The organism is Sphingomonas silueang, from assembly GCF_040049155.1.
Taxonomy (GTDB): domain Bacteria; phylum Pseudomonadota; class Alphaproteobacteria; order Sphingomonadales; family Sphingomonadaceae; genus Sphingomonas; species Sphingomonas silueang.
In genome coordinates, this window is sequence record NZ_JBDZDK010000020.1 from 12,412 (window position 1) to 28,983 (window position 16,572).

Genomic DNA, 16,572 nt, shown 5'->3' on the forward strand with positions numbered 1-16,572 from the left:
CCTATGAATCAGCCTTCACGTCGTTTGGGAATCCTGAATGTCGATCCGGCCTAGGCCGCGCTTCCATCGATCCGGACCAGCGCTCCCCGTTCGTCCCGAGCGAAGTCGAGGGACGTGCCGCGTACGCTGCGCATGGTATCTCGACTGTGCTCGACACGAACGGTTTGGCACATGGACCAAACCGTTTGGATGGAGCGCTACTCGCCTGCCTTGGGCGTCGCGCCCGGTGTCGGTTGCGCCGCCGGTTCCCCCTTGCGCCGCACGCCCGACAGGGGCGCGGCGGGCTCCATCCGCAGCCGGACCGCCGGGGTCGCGACCGGGCCGGGCGGGGATGCCGCGCGACGCATGCACTGTGCCGGGGGGCGGGGTACCTGCTGGCAGTTCCACAGCGCCCGCTCGAACGGCACGCTGCGGTCGCGCAGATAGCTGAAGCGCATCGTCGCCAGCGCCGCGGGCGCGTTCGCCGCCGCCGCGCTGACCGGCACCTGCGTCGCCTCTGCCCAGCCGAGGAACTTGCACCGCGCCCGCTCGCCGCACGCCGCCATGGCGAGGCGCGGCCAGTCGTCGGAATGCGATGCACCGTCCAGCGTGACGAGGAAGGTTTCGGGATCGTCCGCCGACGGCTGCGGCAGCGGCCCGGTGGCGGTCAGGGTGCCGGGCAGCAGCGCCGCGACCTCCTGCTCGACCGCCAGCACCTCGGGCAGCTTGTGCGCGTCGCTGTACGGCGCGAGTTGCAGGATGCGCGGCTCGACGCTCTCGGGCGTGCGGCGGAAGGCGGGCGGGGTGCCCCACCATCCGGTCCAGCGGAAGAACAGATGCGTGTCGACCGCCGCGATCTTGTCGAGGCTCGACTGCCAATAGGGGACGACCCAGTTGGTGTGGTAATGGGTCGCATAGCCGACCGGGGCATAGACGCTGCCCGCCAGCGCCTGTGCGGCAACGCTGCGTGCCCGGTCCCAGAAGGGTTGCGGATAGGCGCGGGCGAGCGCGCCGTCGCAGGTGAAGGTGAACTGGCAGCCGGTGCTGCGCTCCGATCCCTGGAACACCACGCCGCACACCGTTTTCGGGAACGCGGGATGGCGCAGCCGGTTGAGCACGACCTGCGCCACCGCGCGCTGTCCCCTGGCGTCGTCGCCCGCCTCATACAGCACGGCGGCGGCAAGGCAGTCGGTCGCCCGCGTCCGGTTCTCGAGATCGCCGGAAAAGCGGAACGGCCGCGCCGCCGGATTGGGGCCGGTGACGAACGGCACCGCGGCGTTGAACGCGCGCGCCTCGTCGGGCGGCAGTTCGCGGAATGCGGTCGGCTCGACCGGCGGCAGGGTTTCCGGCGGTACGACCGGTGCCGCTTGCGCCATCGCGCGGACCCGCTTCGGCTGCGGCATGATCGGCGGCGCACGGTCGACGACGATCGCAGGCAGCGCGACCGCCGCCGCCGACAGCGCCACGAGCACCCCGTCGAGCAGGTGCGAACCGGTGGAGATGCCGCCCGCCCGCGCCGGGGCCGCCGGCACGGGGCGGGCGGGATCGATCACTGTTCGGGCAGGAAATCGGGCACCGACAGGTACCGTTCGCCGGTGTCGTAGTTGAAGCCGAGCACCCGCGTACCGTCGGGCAGGTCGGGCAGCTTCTGCAGGATCGCCGCCAGCGTCGCGCCCGAAGAGATGCCGACCAGCAGCCCTTCCTCGCGCGCGCTGCGCCGGGCCATGTCCTTGGCGACGGCGGCATCGACCTTGATCGCGCCGTCGATCGCCTGAGTGTGCAGGTTGGCAGGGACGAAGCCCGCGCCGATCCCCTGGATCGGGTGCGGCCCCGGCTGTCCGCCCGAGATGACCGGCGAGAGTTCGGGCTCGACCGCATAGACCTTGAGGTCGGGCCAGTGCTGCTTGAGCGTCTCGGCGACGCCGGTAATGTGGCCGCCGGTGCCGACGCCGGTGATGATGACGTCGATCGGCGTGTCGGCGAAGTCGTTCAAAATCTCCTGCGCGGTGGTGCGGACGTGGACGTCGATGTTCGCCGGATTCTCGAACTGCTGCGGAATCCATGCGCCGGGCGTCTGCGCGGCCAGCTCATGCGCGCGTTCGATCGCGCCCTTCATGCCCTTTTCGCGCGGGGTCAGGTCGAACGACGCGCCATAGGCCAGCATCAGGCGGCGGCGCTCGATGCTCATGCTTTCGGGCATCACGAGGACCAGCTTGTAGCCCTTGACCGCCGCGACCATCGCGAGGCCGACGCCGGTGTTGCCGCTGGTCGGCTCGATGATCGTGCCGCCGGGCTTCAACTCGCCGGATGCTTCCGCCGCCTCGATCATGGCGAGGGCGATGCGGTCCTTGATCGAACCGCCGGGGTTCGAGCGCTCGGACTTGATCCACACCTCGGCATCGCCGAACAGCCGCCGGATGCGGACGTGCGGCGTATTCCCGATCGTTTGCAGGATGGTATCGGCCTTCATGGCTGCGTCTCCTTTGGGATCACTTCGAGGTCGGAAGGGGGCGTGAAGCTGCGCGCGGCACGCAGTTCGGGGAACAGCCGCGACCACAGCATGGTGACGCCGATCGCCAGCACGCCGCCGCCCGCGACGGCGACGACCGGGCCGACCAGCGCGGCGAGGAAGCCCGAGCGCGCCTCGCCCAGCTCGTTCGATCCCGATACGAACAGCGTGGAGACGGCACCCACGCGCCCGCGCATCGCATCGGGGGTATGGAGCTGGATCAGCGACTGGCGGACATAGACCGACACCATGTCGGTCGCGCCCACCACGAACAGCGCGGCGAGAGCCAGCAGCACGGCGGGGGCGGTATCATGGCCGATCGCCGCCTGCCCGAACACGGGGATGAGCAGCGGCGCGGACAGGCCGAACAACGCAGTCGCCGCGCCGAACCCCATGACCGCCAGCAGCATCTTGGCACCGACTTCCCGCGACAACGGCTTCACCGCGAACACGGCGGCGACCACCACCGCGCCCAGCGCCGGGGCGGCGCGCAGATGGCCGAGCCCGTCCGCGCCGATCTTCAGGATATCGCGCGCATAGATCGGCAGCATCGCGGTCGCCCCGCCCAGCAGCACCGCGAACAGATCGAGCGAGATCGCCCCGAACACCAGCCGGTTGCGCCGGACATAGGCGAGGCCGTCGAGCATCTGCCGCCACGGGTTCGCCTTGCCCGCGATCACCGCGCGCGGGATCGGCGGGATGAGAAACAGCATGGCGAGGCCGAACAGGAACAGCGCCGCCGACACCGCATAGGGCAGGTAATGCCCCGCGGCATAGAGATAGCCGCCCATCGCGGGCCCGAGCACCGATCCGCCCTGCCACGCGATCGAACTCATCGCGATCGCGGTCGGCAGCACGGCGGCGGGGACGAGATTGGGGGCGAGCGCCTGCAACGCCGGACCGGCAAAGGCGCGTGCGACGCCGAGCAGCGCGGCGACGAAGAACAGCCACGGCAGGCTGATCCCGCCGCTATAGGTCAGATACGCCAGCAGCAGCGCGCAACTGCCCTCCAGCGCCACCGATCCGCGCGCGATCCAGCGCCGGTCGATCCGGTCGGCGACCCAGCCCGCGACCAGCGACAGCACCAGCAGCGGCAGGAACTGGGCGACACCGATCAGCCCCAGCTGGAACGCCGATTGCTTGATCGTCATCGTCCCGCGCGCGATGTCGTACACCTGCCAGCCGATGACGACGACCATCGCAATCTGTGCCAGCGTGTTCGACAGCCTGGCGAGGAAATAGGCACGAAATGCCGGGATCGCGAAGGGATGGGGGGTGGCGGACATATCGGTGGGGCTTAGGTCCGCTTGGAGCCGGGCGCAATGCAGATCGGCTTGGGGGGTATTGGGGGTGGGCTTGCTACCATCACCACCCGATCGTCACCCCCGCGCAGGCGGGGGTCCATACACGCTGCCGTTCGCGGTCGAGCAATGTTGGCTGCGTCTATGGATTCCCGCCTTCGCGGGAATGACGACGGGACTGCGATCGATCAGCGCCGACCGAGGAACGCCAGCAGGTCCGCGGTCAACCGGTCGCTTTCGGTCGCGAACAGGCCGTGCGGCGCGCCGTCATATTCGATCAGGTCCGACTGCGGCAGCGCCTTGTGCAGCGCGCGGCCGGTCGCATCGATCGGCACGGTCTGGTCGGCCGTACCGTGGATGATGAGCGTCGGCACGGTGATCGACGGCAGGTCGGGGCGGAAGTCGGTCGTCCCGAACGACTCGGCACAGGCCAGCGTCGGCTTCAGCCCCGCCAGCATCGCCGTGTTCCACGACAGGTCGAGCGTCTCCTCGCTCACCGGGCTGGTGATGAAGCCGACGCCGTAGAACTGGTCGAAGAAGGTGCGGAAGAACTTCGGGCGATCCGCCTTGATGTTGTCGGCGATCTCCTGAAGCTGGTCCTGCGCGACGCCGTCGCGATTGTCGTCGGTCTTGAGCATATAGGGCACGACCGATCCGATGAACGCGGCCTGCGAGACGCCCTTGCCGCCATGGCGCGCGAAGTACCGTGCCACTTCGCCGCCGCCCATCGAGAAACCGACGAGCGCGGCATCGTCGCTGACGCCGGTTTCCTGCATCACGTCGGCCAGATCGTCCGACAGCGTATCATAGTCATAGCCCGACCACGGCTGGTCGGAGCGCCCGAAGCCGCGCCGGTCATAGGCGATGACGCGGTATCCGGCGTCGGCCAGCGCATAGGCCTGCGGGTCCCAGCTGTCGGCCGACAGCGGCCAGCCATGGATCAGCACGACCGGGCGGCCCTGTCCCCAATCCTTGACGAACAGGTTGGTGCCGTCGCGCGTCTTTACATAGGGCATGGAAACATCCTCTCGGTTCGGATCGAGCGGAAAACGGTCCGAACCGCGGCGCGTTCCGCCCGTGCTAACCGGGGTGGACGATGCCGAGCATCGGATGCGTCTGCGCCAGGCGCGATTCCCGCTCCGCTTCGCGTTGCAGGGCGGCGTAGCGTTCCGCCATCTCGCTATGCACCCGACGCACTTCGGGCAGGGTCGCGGCGCGCGCGCGTGCTTGCGCCTCCTCGGCACGGGCGCGGTAATAGCTGCAGTCATTGCGGTCGTTCATCGTGGCCTCCTGTCGGTTGTCCACGATTTCAGTATACGCCTATGGATTGGCCAATCCGCTCACCTGCGTTAAGCTTCGGTTCAATCTGGCTGAAAAATCAATCGGTTCATGCGGCGGTGACGAAGGTGTCGATCACCCGCTTGCGCCCCGCCGTGTCGAATTCGACCTCCAGCTTGTTGCCCTCGATCAGCGCGATCGCGCCATAGCCGAACTTCTGGTGGAACACGCGCTGCCCCTTTGCCAGATCGCCGCGCCCCTTGTTGCCGAGGCTCACCGCGCTCGCCCGCGCTTCCACCACGCGCGACGGGGCGGGGGTGAAGGTCGATCCCTGCGCCGCCGCCCGCTGCCAGCCCGGACCCCGGCCGGTGCCGCGCGATACGTCGGCGAACGGGTCGGCGCGCTCGCTCCAGTTGGCGCGCCACAGGCTCTCGCCGCCCGCCATCGTCGTCTCGGCCTCGATATGCTCGGGTGGCAGTTCGTCGACGAAGCGCGAGGGCAGCGACGAATTCCACTGGCCATAGATGCGCCGGTTGGCGGCATGGAACACCACCGCCAGCCGCCGCGCCCGGGTGATCGCGACATAGGCGAGGCGGCGCTCCTCCTCGAGGCTGGCGGTGCCGCCCTCGTCGAGCGAGCGTTGCGAGGGGAACAGCCCTTCCTCCCAGCCGACGCAGAACACCGTGTCGAACTCCAGCCCCTTTGCGGCGTGGATCGTCATGATCGTGACCTTCGGCTCCTCCGCCGAAGCCTCGTTATCCATGACGAGGCTGACGTGTTCGAGGAACGCGCCGAGCGACTCATATTCCTCCATCGCCCGGACCAGTTCGGTCAGGTTCTCGAGGCGACCGGCGGCCTCCGCCGTCTTCTCCGCCTGGTACATCGCGGTATAGCCGCTCTCGTCCAGCAGCTGCCGCGCCAGTTCGGCGTGCGGCAGGTCGCGCGCCATGTCGCGCCAGCGGGCGAAGTCCCCCACCAGCCGCCCGAGCGACTTGCGCGCCGCTCCGGCCAGCTCGTCGGTGTCGAGGATGCGCGCGGCGGCGGTCATCAGCGAACTGCCGGTCGCGCGGGCGAAACGGTGGATGGTCTGCACCGCCTTGTCGCCCAGGCCACGCTTGGGCACGTTGACGATGCGCTCGAACGCCAGATCGTCGGCAGGCTGGTTGACGACGCGCAGATAGGCCAGCGCATCGCGGATCTCGGCGCGTTCGTAGAAGCGGAAGCCGCCGACGATGCGATAGGGCATGCCGGTGGCGATGAAGCGATCCTCGAACTCGCGCGTCTGGTGCTGCGCGCGCACCAGAATGGCGAAGTCGTTGAGATTGCGCCGCTCGCGCTCGATCATGTCGGTGACGCGGCGTGCCTCCTCCGGCCCGTCCCACACGCCGATCACGCGGACCTTCTCGCCGACATCCGTCTCGGTCCACAGCGTCTTGCCGAGCCGTCCGCCGTTGTGCGCGATCACGCCAGACGCTGCCCCCAGGATATGTGGGGTCGAGCGGTAATTCTGTTCGAGCCGGATGATCTTCGCGCCCGGAAAATCACGCTCGAAGCGCAGGATATTCTCGACCTGCGCGCCACGCCACGAATAGATCGACTGGTCGTCGTCACCCACGCAGCAGATGTTGCGTCGCTCCTGCGCCAGCAGCCGCAGCCAGAGATACTGGACGCTGTTGGTGTCCTGATATTCGTCGACCATGATGTAGCGGAAGCGCTGCTGATACTGCGCCAGCACCTCGCGGTTGGTGCGCAATATGGTCAGGACGTGGAGCAGCAGGTCGCCGAAGTCGCAGGCGTTCACCGCCTTCAACCGGTCCTGATACTGCTGGTACAGTTCGCCGCCGCGCCCGTTGGCGAAGCGTTCGGCCTCGCCCGCATCGACATCCGCCGGGGTCATCCCCTTGTTCTTCCAGCCGTCGATCAGTCCGGCGAGGCTGCGCGCGGGCCAGCGCTTCTCGTCGAGATTCGCGGCCACGATCAACTGCTTGAGCAGGCGCAACTGGTCGTCGGTGTCGAGGATGGTGAAGTTCGACTGCAACCCGACCAGTTCGGCGTGCCGCCGCAGCATCTTCGCGCCGATCGCGTGAAAGGTACCGAGCCACGGCATCCCCTCCACCATGTCACCGACCAGCCGGGCGACCCGCTCGCGCATTTCCCTCGCCGCCTTGTTGGTGAAGGTGACGGACAGGATTTCGGACGGATACGCCTTGCGGGTGTAGAGCAGGTGCGCCAGCCGTGCGGTCAGCGCGGCGGTCTTGCCGGTGCCCGCCCCCGCCAGCACCAGCACCGGGCCGTCGGTCGTCAGCACCGCCTCGCGCTGGGGCGGGTTGAGCGCGGACAGATAGGGCGGCTCGGGCGACAGCGGGGCGGGGGCAAGCGACATGGCCGAACAGGTAGGGAACGAACGGTTGGGCGACAAGCAAGGATTTCGTTGTGCTTCTGTCATCGTCGCGCAACGTCCGCGTCGCCTTGCCGCAACGCAACCCGGCTAGGCGGCGGCTGCCGGTGGACGGCGGCCCGATACCGGGACCGCTGCTGCGACGGGCAGGACTTTCGCAGGAGCCCTATCATGACCATCCGTTTCACCGTCCTCGCGACGGCAGCCTTGTCGTGCCTTTCGTCCGTCGCCCATGCCGAAGCGCGCGAGCCGGTGTCGGCGCGCGTGTCCTATGCCGGATTGGACCTGACCAGTGCGGCCGGTCGCCGTACCCTCGACGCGCGCATCGATCGCGCCGTTCGTCGCGCCTGTGTGTCGAACGCATCGGGCCTGCGCGCCCTCGCCGACGTCGCGCGGTGTCGGGCGGAGATGCGGCAGGACGCACAGGTGCGCGTGGCGCAGATCGGCAAGCCGGTCGTGGTCGCCGCCGCGCGTTGAGAATGACGCGACAGGCCTGATTCCGGCCAGCCCTTTCCATCGAGCCCGTTCGTGTCGGGCACAGTCGAGACACCGCACGCATCGGTGGCGGCACGTTCGTCGACTTCGCTCGGGACGAACGGGGAGTTGGTCCGGGTCGATGCTACCGGCACGCCGAAGCAGCCGATCCGACGCAGAAAGGGCACCGGGAGCGATCCCGGTGCCCTTTCTCTATCGCCCGCCGCGGCGAAGCCGCGTCGTCGGTCCTCGCGCGTGCGAGGCCGACCGACCGCGCGGATGCGCCCTGCGGGGCGCACCGGCGCGGTCGGGGCCGCGCCTTACGCGCTGTAGTACATGTCGTATTCGACCGGGCTCGGGGTCATTTCCCAGCGCGCCACTTCGCCGCGCTTGATCTCGATATAGGCTTCGATCTGGTCCTTCGAGAACACGTCGCCCTTGAGCAGATAGTCGTGATCCGCCTCGAGGCTGTCGAGCGCCTCGCGGAGCGAACCGCACACCGTCGGCACCTGCGCCAGTTCGGCGGGCGGCAGGTCGTACAGGTTCTTGTCCATCGCGTCGCCCGGATGGATCTTGTTCTGGATGCCGTCGAGGCCCGCCATCATCAGCGCCGCATAGGCGAGATACGGGTTGGCCATCGCGTCGGGGAAGCGGACCTCGACGCGCTTCGACTTGGGGCCCGTGCCGTACGGGATGCGGCACGACGCCGAACGGTTGCGCGCCGAATAGGCGAGCAGCACCGGCGCCTCATAGCCCGGCACCAGCCGCTTGTAGCTGTTGGTCGTCGGGTTGGTGAAGGCGTTCACCGACTTGGCATGCTTGATGATGCCGCCGATGAAATACAGGCACATGTCCGACAGACCGGCATAGCCGTCGCCCGCGAACAGCGGCGACCCGCCGTTCCAGATCGAGAAGTGGGTGTGCATGCCCGATCCGTTGTCTTCCTTGATCGGCTTCGGCATGAACGTCGCGGTCTTGCCATAGGCATGCGCGACCTGGTGCACGACGTACTTGTAGATCTGCATCCGGTCGGCGGTGGTGGTCAGCGTGCCGAAGGTCAGGCCCAGTTCGTGCTGTGCGGCGGCGACCTCATGGTGGTGCTTGTCGCACGGCAGGCCCATTTCGAGCATGGTCGACACCATCTCGCCACGGATGTCGACCGCCGAGTCGACCGGGGCGACGGGGAAGTAGCCGCCCTTGGCGCGCGGGCGGTGGCCCATGTTGCCGCTCTCATATTCGCGGCCCGAGTTGCCCGGCAGTTCGATGTCGTCGATCTTGTAGTAGCTGGTCGAATACGTGTTCTCGAACCGGACGTCGTCGAACATGAAGAATTCGGCTTCCGGGCCGACGTACACGGTGTCGCCGATGCCGGTCGTCTTGAGATACGCCTCGGCGCGCTTCGCGGTCGAGCGCGGATCGCGGGCATAGAGTTCGCCGGTCGACGGCTCGACCACGTCACAGAAGATCACCAGCATCGGCGTCGCCGAGAACGGATCGGTGTAGACCGCGTCCAGATCGGGCTTGAGCACCATGTCGGACTCGTTGATCGCCTTCCACCCCTCGATCGACGAACCGTCGAACATCAGGCCGTCGGTCAGCTCGTCCTCACCCAGGATCGAGGCGACCATGGTCAGGTGCTGCCACTTGCCCTTGGGATCGGTGAAGCGCAGGTCGATCCATTCGATCTCCTCGTCCTTCACGCGCTTCAGGATATCGCCGGCGGTAGTAGCCATGGAAAACTGCCCTTTCTGATGAAACCCCGCATTCCGGCGCAACGATACGTGCCGGAACGCCCCTCGAATCGAAATTATGCTGCGTCGCGTCAGATCGCGTCGTCGTTGCGCTCGCCGGTGCGGATGCGCAAGGCCGTCTCGACCGGAATGACGAAAATCTTGCCGTCGCCGATGCGCCCGGTCTGCGCCGCCTGCGCGATCGCCTCGACCACCCGCTCGGCCAGCGCGTCCTCGACCACGACCTCCAGCTTCACCTTGGGCAGGAAGTCGACGACATATTCCGCACCGCGATACAGTTCGGTATGGCCCTTCTGCCGCCCGAAGCCCTTGGCCTCGGTCACGGTGATGCCGCTGACGCCGACTTCGTGCAGCGCTTCCTTCACCTCATCCAGCTTGAACGGCTTGATGATGGCTTCGATCTTTTTCATGCGTTCTGCCGATCCCCCGGACGTCGCCCGTAACGGACGTTACCGCCCTGCTAATCAAAACTCGTGCCAACAGGCGATTCGCCCTGTGCGCGATCATCGGCGATCCCGGTAGCGCTGTCGATATTGCCCGCCGAAGGGGCAGGGTGCCCGAATTTCGGGCACGGCCATCGTCAGCAATAGGGCGGCCTGGTGAACCCCTTCGGGCTGAGCGTGAAGATCTCGCAGCCGTCCTCGGTGATGCCGATCGAATGCTCGAACTGCGCCGAGAGCGAGCGGTCGCGGGTGACGGCGGTCCAGCCGTCGTCGAGCAGCTTCACGTCGGGACGGCCGATGTTGATCATCGGTTCGATGGTGAAGAACATGCCGGGGCGCAGCTCCGGGCCGGTGCCGGGGCGCCCGGCGTGCACCACCTCCGGCGCATCGTGGAACAGCCGACCCAGGCCATGCCCGCAGAAGTCGCGCACCACGCCGTAGCGATGCGATTCGGCATGGCGCTGGATCGCGTGCGCCACGTCGCCCATCCGGTTGCCGGGCCGTGCCTGTTCGATGCCGAGCATCAGGCATTCATAGGTCACGTCCACCAGCTTGCGCGCCTTGATCGGCACGTTGCCGACCAGATAGGTCCGGCTGCTGTCGCCGTGCCAGCCGTCGAGCAGCGGGGTCACGTCGATATTGGCGATGTCGCCGTCCTTCAGCGTCCGCTCCGACGGGATGCCGTGGCATACCACATGGTTGATCGAGATGCAGGTCGAATGGCCATAGCCGCGATAGCCGAGCGTGGCGGGCACCGCGCCGCCCTCGCGCATCAGGCGGAAGATGATCGCGTCCAGCTCGCCGGTCGTGACGCCGGGCACGACATGCGGCGTGATCTCGTCGAGGATATGCGCGGCGAGGCGTCCGGCGCGGCGCATCCCCTCGAACGCGGCGGCATCGTGCAGCTTGATCGCGCCGGTGCGGGCCAGCGGCATGTCGGCGGTGACGGTCTGATATTCGGTCATTCCCGTCCTATAGAGGCACAGGACGCGCTAGGCGAGGGCGCGGCCACGCGCTATCGATGCGGCCATGACGCAACGTATCTGGACCGCCGCCCTGCTCGTCATCGGTGACGAGATCCTGTCGGGCCGCACGCAGGACAGGAATGTCGCGCAACTCGCGACATGGCTGAACGTGCAGGGCATCCGCCTGTCCGAGGTGCGCGTCGTCGCCGATCGCGAGGCGGCGATCGTCGAGGCGGTCAACGCCCTGCGTGCGCGCAACGACTATCTGTTCACCACCGGCGGCATCGGCCCGACGCACGACGACATCACCGTCGATTCGATCGCGGCGGCGCTCGGCCTGCCGGTGGTGGTGCATCCGCAGGCACGCGCGATCCTCGAAGCCTATTACGAGACCCGCGGCGGGCTGACCGAGGCGCGGTTGCGCATGGCCCGGACGCCGCAAGGCGCTGAACTGATCGAGAACCGCATGTCCGGCGCGCCGGGCATCCATATCGCCAACATCTTCATCATGGCCGGGGTGCCGCATATCGCCGCCGCGATGCTCGACAGCCTGACCGGCACGCTGGAGGGCGGGTTGCCCGTCGTCTCCGGCACGATCGGCTGCTGGGTCGGCGAAAGCGAGGTCGCCGACCTGCTGCGCACCGCCGAGAAGCGTCACGACGGCGTGGCGATCGGCAGCTATCCCTTCTTCCGGGAGGGACGCACCGGCGCGAATTTCGTCGTCCGCGCGACCGATCCGGCGCTGGTCGATACCTGCCTCGCCGACCTGACCGCCGCGCTGGCGGATGCGGGGCGCGACGTCGTGCAGGGGGGCATCTGATGTCGACGCCCACGCCCCGCCCGCGTCCGCTGCGCATTCACGGCACCATCGCCCGCGACCTCGGCATCCGCATCGTCTCGGGCGCGGTGGCGCCGGGCGACCTGCTCGACGGCGAGGTCGCGGCGAGCGGCAGCCTGAACGTATCGCGCACCGCCTATCGCGAGGCGCTCAGGATGCTCGCCGCCAAGGGGCTGGTCGAATCGCGGCCCAAGACCGGCACCCGCGTGTCGCCGCGCGACCAGTGGCAGCTGCTCGATCCCGACGTGCTGTCGTGGGTATTCAACACCGAACCCGACGAACGGCTGATCGGCAGCCTGTTCGAGTTGCGCAAGATCGTCGAGCCTGCCGCTGCGCAACTGGCGGCGCTGCGCCGCGACGAGGCGCAACTGGCGCTGATGCGTGCGGCGCTGGCCGACATGCGCGATCATACGCTGGCGACCCCGGCGGGGCGCGATGCCGACCAGCGGTTCCACTCGGCGATGCTCGATGCGTCGGGCAATCCGTTCCTCGTCACCCTGACCAGCGGGGTGGGGGCGGCGGTTGCGTGGACCACGATCTTCAAGCAGCGCAACAGCCCGCTCCGCCGCGATCCGCTGCCCGATCACATCCGCGTGTTCGAGGCGGTGGAAGCTGGCGATGGTGCCGCAGCCCATGCCGCCATGACCGATCTGGTCGACATGGCGTTTCAGGACACGCGCGTCACCTTGCCCGGCTGAACCCGCTTGCCCCGTCGGAGAATGGGCGATATGTCTGACTAATAAATCACCCAGGAGAGAGCGACGTTGGCTAACGCCCCGACCCGCATCGCGCTGGCCGGCATCGGCAAGATCGCGCGCGACCAGCATATCCCGCACATCGCCGCCAGCCCCGATTTCGAGCTGGTCGCCGCCGTCACCGGCCATACCCCGCCCGAGGGCGTGCCGGGGTTCCGCACCATCGCCGAGATGATGGCGGCGATGCCCGAAGTGCAGGCGATCTCGATCTGCACGCCGCCGCGCGGGCGGTTGCCGTTGATCGAGGAGGCGCTCTCCCACGGCCTCGACGTGATGATCGAGAAGCCGCCCGCCGCCACCCTGTCGGAGGCGCAGGCTTTCGCCCGGGCGGCCGAGCGCGCGGGCAGGGTGCTGTTCGCGACCTGGCATTCGCGCGAGGCGGCGGCGGTCGAACCCGCGCGGGCATGGATCGCCGGGCGGACGCTGCGCCGCGTCGCAGTCAACTGGAAGGAAGACGTGCGCGTCTGGCATCCGGGGCAGGCGTGGATCTGGGAACCGGGGATCGGCGTGTTCGATCCGGGGATCAACGCGCTGTCGGTCATCACCCGCATCCTGCCGCGCCCGCTGCTGCTCGATGCCGCCGAACTGCGCTTCCCGTCGAACCGCGACGCGCCGATCGCCGCCGACCTCGACTTCACCGATACCGCGGGCGTGCCGGTGCGCGTCGAGTTCGACTTCGACCAGACCGGGCCGCAGACGTGGGACATCGACGTCGAAACCGACGCGGGCAGGCTGAAGCTGTCGATGGGCGCGTCGCGGATGGAAGTTGACGGCGTGGCCGTCGATGTCGGCGACGAGCCGGAATATGCCCGGCTCTACCGCCGTTTTGCCGAATGTCTCGCGGCGCGGCAGAGCGATGTCGACCTGTCGCCGTTCGTCCATGTCAACGACGCCTTCCTGCTCGGGCGGCGGGTCGTGGTGGGGGAATTCAGCGAATAGGCGGCGGGTTTACCGACCGGAAGTCCGGACCGTCCGTGTCGAGCACAGTCGAGACACCGCGTGCTGCGCGCGACGCACGTCCCTCGACTTCGCTCGGGACGAACGGATCCGCCCGCTACGCCATCGCCGCGACGATCGCGTCGCGTGCTCTTGCCGCCACCGCCTTGCGGCCCATGCCCGCCGGATCGAAAGGTTCGAGGAAATGGATCGTGAGCGGCACATGGCCCGCGCGCGCCAGCACCCGTGCGGCATTCGTCGTGCCCGGTTCGTCGCCGAGCCATGCGATATCCTGCGCGCTGCCGTAATCGAGATACACCGGCTGTACCCGCAGGCCCGGCGGTGGCGGGTCGATCGCGCCGAGCAGCGCCGCCTTGAACGGCAGCAGGTCACGCCCGGCGCTGGTCGTGCCTTCGGGGAATACCGTCACCGGATGGTCGGCGGCCAGCGCCGCCCGCAGCGTATCGATCTGCCGCGCGACGCCCAGCCGGTCGCCGCGATCGACGAACAGCGTGTGGTTGAGCGTGCACAGCCAGCCGACCAGCGGCGCGTCGCGCAACTCGCCCTTGGCGACGAACGCGCTGCCGCTGGCCCCGGCGATGGCGAGGATGTCGAGCCAGCTCTGGTGATTGGCGAGGTACAGCACGTCGCGCGGCACCGGCGCGCCGACGACCCGCACCTTCGCGCCGACGATCCGCGCGATGCTGCCCAGGAACCGCGGCGGCCATGGCGAGCGCCGCCGGAACAGCCGCCACGTGCCATGCAGCCCCAGATAGAACAGCAGCGCCGCCAGCATCGCCCCCGCGCGCCGGAACAGTCGCAGGCGCTGGCGGAGCGTCAGCGGATCAGCCCTTGCGTTCGAGGCTGACGCCGTAGAGTTCCATGCGGTGATCGACCAGCCGGAACCCCAGGCGCTCGGCGATCTGCTTCTGGAGCAGTTCCAGTTCCGGATCGACGAATTCGATCACCCGTCCGCTCTCGACGTCGATCAGGTGATCGTGATGCGCCTCGGGCGACGGTTCATAGCGGGCGCGCCCGTCGCCGAAGTCGTGGCGGTCGAGGATGCCCGCCTCCTCGAACAGCCGCACCGTGCGATAGACGGTCGCGATCGAGATGCCCGGATCGATCGCCGAGGCACGTTCATAGACCTTCTCGACGTCGGGGTGGTCCTCCGCCTCCGACAGGACGCGCGCGATCACGCGGCGCTGTTCGGTGATGCGCAGCCCCTTTTGCTGGCAAAGCGCTTCGAGATCGATCTTGCGGGCCATGCGTTCCTGTACGTTCCTTGAGGCTCACGCCCCTGATACCGCGTGGCGCCGTCCAGCGGAAGCCCGCTTCAACGCACGCGGCGCTGCGTTCCCAGCCCGATCTTCTTGGCCAGCGTCCGGCGCTGTTCGGCATAGTTGGGCGCGACCATCGGATAGTCGGCGGGCAGGTTCCACTTGGCGCGATACTGTTCGGGCGTCAGGTTGTAGTGCGTCATCAGATGCCGCTTGAGCATCTTGAGCTTGCGCCCGTCCTCGAGGCAGACGATGTAATCGGGCTTGATCGAATTGCGCACCGGCACCGCCGGATCGGCACGGCTCGGCTTCTCCTCGTCCTGCCCGCCCAGCGCGTGCAGCGCGTCGTGCACGCTGCGGATGAGCACCGGAATGTCCGACACCTCGACGTTGTTGTTGCTGACATGGGCCGCGACGATGTCGGCGGTCAGGGCGATGAGCGTGTCGTCGCGCTCCGCTTGCAGTTCCATTGCAATCCTTAACTTACGCATCGGCAATACCGTTGCCGTCTGAAACCTTATCGGCCCGGACGAAAAGCGGCGCAACATTATTCGCCGCTTTTTTGGAATTCCGTACGGCAAAGCGATCGTACATAGGTATGGGCGTCGAAGCGTTCGCCGGTGTTTCCGGCATAATATTGGCGCCGCTCGCCGCGCTTGCGGAAAGCCTCGCGCTGATACAGCCGGGTCGCATCGTTGTTCGCGCGCATCTCGAGGCAGATCTGCTCCGCGCCGCGCTGCATCGCTCCGTCGACCGCGGCGCGCAGCAGTGCGCGGCCGATGCCCCGCCCCCGCGATTCGGGCCGGACGGCGAGCAGCAGCAGTTCGGCGTCGCCCGCGATCGCGCGGGTCAGCGCGAAGCCGCGCGCGCCTGCGGCATCACGCGCGATCGTCAGCCATACGCCGGGCAGCGACAGCATGCCGAGGCACTGCGCCCTGGTCCATGCCTCGCCATAGCGCGGATCGAACGCCGCCTGCATGATCGCATCGACCGCGTCGATATCCGCCGGGCCGCCGTCCGCCAGCGTGACGGGCGCGTGCGGATCGCTCACGCGCGCAGGCTCGGCACCGCGTCGGGCGCGCGGCCATAGAGCGGGGCGGGGGGCAGCGCGACCGCAGCGGCGGGCAGCAGCAGCGCGTCGGCGGCGTCGGGCAGCATGGCATCGACCGCGATCGCCGGGTCGGCCTGCGCCAGCCGGGCGGTACCCTGTCCGACGAAGCGCAGTCCGGCGAACCGCGCGATCGCGGCGGCGGGCGGATAGGATGCCATCGGCCCGACCGGCGCCAGCGCGCGGTCGAACGCTTGCGCGAACACCTCGCCATGCCCGCCGTCGAGCACCGCGACGAGCCGTTCGGCATCGCTGTCGGCAAAGGCGGCGGCGGCGAGCAGCGCCAGTGAGGAAAATCCACAGACCGGCACGCCCCAGCCGATCCCGAGCCCGCGCGCCGCCGCCAGCCCGACGCGCACCCCGGTGAAGCTGCCCGGCCCGCAATCGACGAGGATCGCGTCGGCACGGCCGCCGCAGGGCAAGGCGCCGATCATCGGCACCAGCCGCTCGGCATGGCCGCGCCCGACCACGACATGCTCGCGCGCGACCAGCCGCTCGCCCTCGATCAGCGCGACCGAACAGGCGGCGGTGGCAGTGGCGATGACGAGCGTCCGCAC

General features: G+C 68.4%; 18 protein-coding genes. 4 read left to right on the plus strand and 14 right to left on the minus strand.

Annotation, left to right across the window (positions count from 1 at the left end):
- Window positions 1-197: 197 nt before the first annotated feature.
- The 6 genes from ABLE43_RS16280 to ABLE43_RS16305 all read right to left on the minus strand — a co-directional run bounded on the left by ABLE43_RS16280 (window position 198) and on the right by ABLE43_RS16305 (window position 7,450).
- Window positions 198-1,511 carry a cell wall hydrolase gene (locus tag ABLE43_RS16280; RefSeq protein WP_348979434.1) on the minus strand — a complete coding sequence of 438 codons (1,314 nt, stop codon included), beginning with the start codon at window positions 1,509-1,511 and terminating at the stop codon, window positions 198-200.
- Window positions 1,512-1,528: 17 nt separating this feature from the next.
- Entirely contained in the window at window positions 1,529-2,449 is a 921-nt protein-coding gene (gene cysK, locus ABLE43_RS16285; protein WP_348979435.1) for a cysteine synthase A, read from the minus strand.
- Window positions 2,446-3,774 (minus strand): MFS transporter, encoded by a 1,329-nt coding sequence (locus ABLE43_RS16290; protein WP_348979436.1) that lies wholly within the window; start codon window positions 3,772-3,774, stop codon window positions 2,446-2,448. Before ABLE43_RS16290 ends, cysK begins: the two co-directional genes overlap by 4 nt.
- Before the next feature lie 203 nt (window positions 3,775-3,977).
- Window positions 3,978-4,805 carry an alpha/beta fold hydrolase gene (locus tag ABLE43_RS16295; protein ID WP_348979437.1) on the minus strand — a complete coding sequence of 276 codons (828 nt, stop codon included), beginning with the start codon at window positions 4,803-4,805 and terminating at the stop codon, window positions 3,978-3,980.
- 64 nt (window positions 4,806-4,869) lie between these two features.
- On the minus strand, window positions 4,870-5,070 hold the full coding sequence (locus ABLE43_RS16300; RefSeq protein ID WP_348979438.1) for a hypothetical protein: 201 nt from the start codon (window positions 5,068-5,070) through the stop codon (window positions 4,870-4,872).
- A 106-nt stretch (window positions 5,071-5,176) separates the two neighbouring features.
- On the minus strand, window positions 5,177-7,450 hold the full coding sequence (locus ABLE43_RS16305) for an ATP-dependent helicase (RefSeq protein WP_348979493.1): 2,274 nt from the start codon (window positions 7,448-7,450) through the stop codon (window positions 5,177-5,179).
- 186 nt (window positions 7,451-7,636) lie between these two features.
- On the opposite strand from ABLE43_RS16305, the gene ABLE43_RS16310 reads away from it, so the two are divergent.
- Entirely contained in the window at window positions 7,637-7,942 is a 306-nt protein-coding gene (locus ABLE43_RS16310; RefSeq protein WP_348979439.1) for a UrcA family protein, read from the plus strand.
- A 317-nt stretch (window positions 7,943-8,259) separates the two neighbouring features.
- Here ABLE43_RS16310 and glnA read toward each other — a convergent pair whose 3' ends face one another.
- The 3 genes from glnA to map all read right to left on the minus strand — a co-directional run bounded on the left by glnA (window position 8,260) and on the right by map (window position 11,098).
- Window positions 8,260-9,672 (minus strand): type I glutamate--ammonia ligase, encoded by a 1,413-nt coding sequence (glnA, locus tag ABLE43_RS16315; protein ID WP_348979440.1) that lies wholly within the window; start codon window positions 9,670-9,672, stop codon window positions 8,260-8,262.
- An 89-nt stretch (window positions 9,673-9,761) separates the two neighbouring features.
- The gene (locus ABLE43_RS16320; RefSeq protein ID WP_348979441.1) at window positions 9,762-10,100 is read right to left on the minus strand and encodes a P-II family nitrogen regulator; all 339 of its coding nucleotides are present in this window, start codon (window positions 10,098-10,100) and stop codon (window positions 9,762-9,764) included.
- A gap of 170 nt (window positions 10,101-10,270) precedes the next feature.
- Window positions 10,271-11,098 (minus strand): type I methionyl aminopeptidase, encoded by an 828-nt coding sequence (gene map / locus ABLE43_RS16325; protein ID WP_348979442.1) that lies wholly within the window; start codon window positions 11,096-11,098, stop codon window positions 10,271-10,273.
- A gap of 64 nt (window positions 11,099-11,162) precedes the next feature.
- Between map and ABLE43_RS16330 the strand changes: the two genes are divergently transcribed.
- The 3 genes from ABLE43_RS16330 to ABLE43_RS16340 all read left to right on the plus strand — a co-directional run bounded on the left by ABLE43_RS16330 (window position 11,163) and on the right by ABLE43_RS16340 (window position 13,630).
- Complete coding sequence (locus ABLE43_RS16330; protein WP_348979443.1) at window positions 11,163-11,918, plus strand: competence/damage-inducible protein A; 756 nt, start codon at window positions 11,163-11,165, stop codon at window positions 11,916-11,918.
- On the plus strand, window positions 11,918-12,634 hold the full coding sequence (locus ABLE43_RS16335) for a FadR/GntR family transcriptional regulator (protein ID WP_348979444.1): 717 nt from the start codon (window positions 11,918-11,920) through the stop codon (window positions 12,632-12,634). The genes ABLE43_RS16330 and ABLE43_RS16335 overlap by 1 nt, the downstream gene beginning before the upstream one ends.
- Window positions 12,635-12,700: 66 nt before the next feature.
- On the plus strand, window positions 12,701-13,630 hold the full coding sequence (locus tag ABLE43_RS16340; protein WP_348979445.1) for a Gfo/Idh/MocA family protein: 930 nt from the start codon (window positions 12,701-12,703) through the stop codon (window positions 13,628-13,630).
- A 115-nt stretch (window positions 13,631-13,745) separates the two neighbouring features.
- On the opposite strand, the gene ABLE43_RS16345 is transcribed toward ABLE43_RS16340, so the two are convergent.
- From ABLE43_RS16345 to tsaB, 5 genes are all read right to left on the minus strand, one after another.
- Entirely contained in the window at window positions 13,746-14,423 is a 678-nt protein-coding gene (locus ABLE43_RS16345) for a lysophospholipid acyltransferase family protein (protein WP_348979446.1), read from the minus strand.
- A gap of 49 nt (window positions 14,424-14,472) precedes the next feature.
- Window positions 14,473-14,895, minus strand: a complete 423-nt coding sequence (locus tag ABLE43_RS16350; RefSeq protein ID WP_348979447.1) for a Fur family transcriptional regulator — start codon at window positions 14,893-14,895, stop codon at window positions 14,473-14,475.
- Window positions 14,896-14,963: 68 nt separating this feature from the next.
- Window positions 14,964-15,377 (minus strand): Ros/MucR family transcriptional regulator, encoded by a 414-nt coding sequence (locus ABLE43_RS16355; RefSeq protein WP_348979448.1) that lies wholly within the window; start codon window positions 15,375-15,377, stop codon window positions 14,964-14,966.
- A gap of 77 nt (window positions 15,378-15,454) precedes the next feature.
- Window positions 15,455-15,958: a GNAT family N-acetyltransferase gene (locus tag ABLE43_RS16360; protein ID WP_348979449.1), complete on the minus strand. Its 504-nt coding sequence runs from the start codon at window positions 15,956-15,958 to the stop codon at window positions 15,455-15,457.
- A complete protein-coding gene (gene tsaB, locus ABLE43_RS16365) occupies window positions 15,955-16,572 on the minus strand; it encodes a tRNA (adenosine(37)-N6)-threonylcarbamoyltransferase complex dimerization subunit type 1 TsaB (protein WP_348979450.1) in 618 nt (205 codons plus the stop codon). The genes ABLE43_RS16360 and tsaB overlap by 4 nt, the downstream gene beginning before the upstream one ends.

Coding starts and splice junctions, on each gene's coding strand:
- ABLE43_RS16345 (WP_348979446.1), bottom strand. CDS start 14,423: ATGCTGGCGGCGCTGCTGTTCTATCTGGGGCTGCATGGCACGTGGCGG.
- ABLE43_RS16355 (WP_348979448.1), bottom strand. CDS start 15,377: ATGGAACTGCAAGCGGAGCGCGACGACACGCTCATCGCCCTGACCGCC.
- ABLE43_RS16320 (WP_348979441.1), bottom strand. CDS start 10,100: ATGAAAAAGATCGAAGCCATCATCAAGCCGTTCAAGCTGGATGAGGTG.
- ABLE43_RS16290 (WP_348979436.1), bottom strand. CDS start 3,774: ATGTCCGCCACCCCCCATCCCTTCGCGATCCCGGCATTTCGTGCCTAT.
- map (WP_348979442.1), bottom strand. CDS start 11,098: ATGACCGAATATCAGACCGTCACCGCCGACATGCCGCTGGCCCGCACC.
- ABLE43_RS16295 (WP_348979437.1), bottom strand. CDS start 4,805: ATGCCCTATGTAAAGACGCGCGACGGCACCAACCTGTTCGTCAAGGAT.
- ABLE43_RS16350 (WP_348979447.1), bottom strand. CDS start 14,895: ATGGCCCGCAAGATCGATCTCGAAGCGCTTTGCCAGCAAAAGGGGCTG.
- ABLE43_RS16310 (WP_348979439.1), top strand. CDS start 7,637: ATGACCATCCGTTTCACCGTCCTCGCGACGGCAGCCTTGTCGTGCCTT.
- ABLE43_RS16305 (WP_348979493.1), bottom strand. CDS start 7,450: ATGTCGCTTGCCCCCGCCCCGCTGTCGCCCGAGCCGCCCTATCTGTCC.
- ABLE43_RS16330 (WP_348979443.1), top strand. CDS start 11,163: ATGACGCAACGTATCTGGACCGCCGCCCTGCTCGTCATCGGTGACGAG.
- cysK (WP_348979435.1), bottom strand. CDS start 2,449: ATGAAGGCCGATACCATCCTGCAAACGATCGGGAATACGCCGCACGTC.
- ABLE43_RS16335 (WP_348979444.1), top strand. CDS start 11,918: ATGTCGACGCCCACGCCCCGCCCGCGTCCGCTGCGCATTCACGGCACC.
- glnA (WP_348979440.1), bottom strand. CDS start 9,672: ATGGCTACTACCGCCGGCGATATCCTGAAGCGCGTGAAGGACGAGGAG.
- ABLE43_RS16300 (WP_348979438.1), bottom strand. CDS start 5,070: ATGAACGACCGCAATGACTGCAGCTATTACCGCGCCCGTGCCGAGGAG.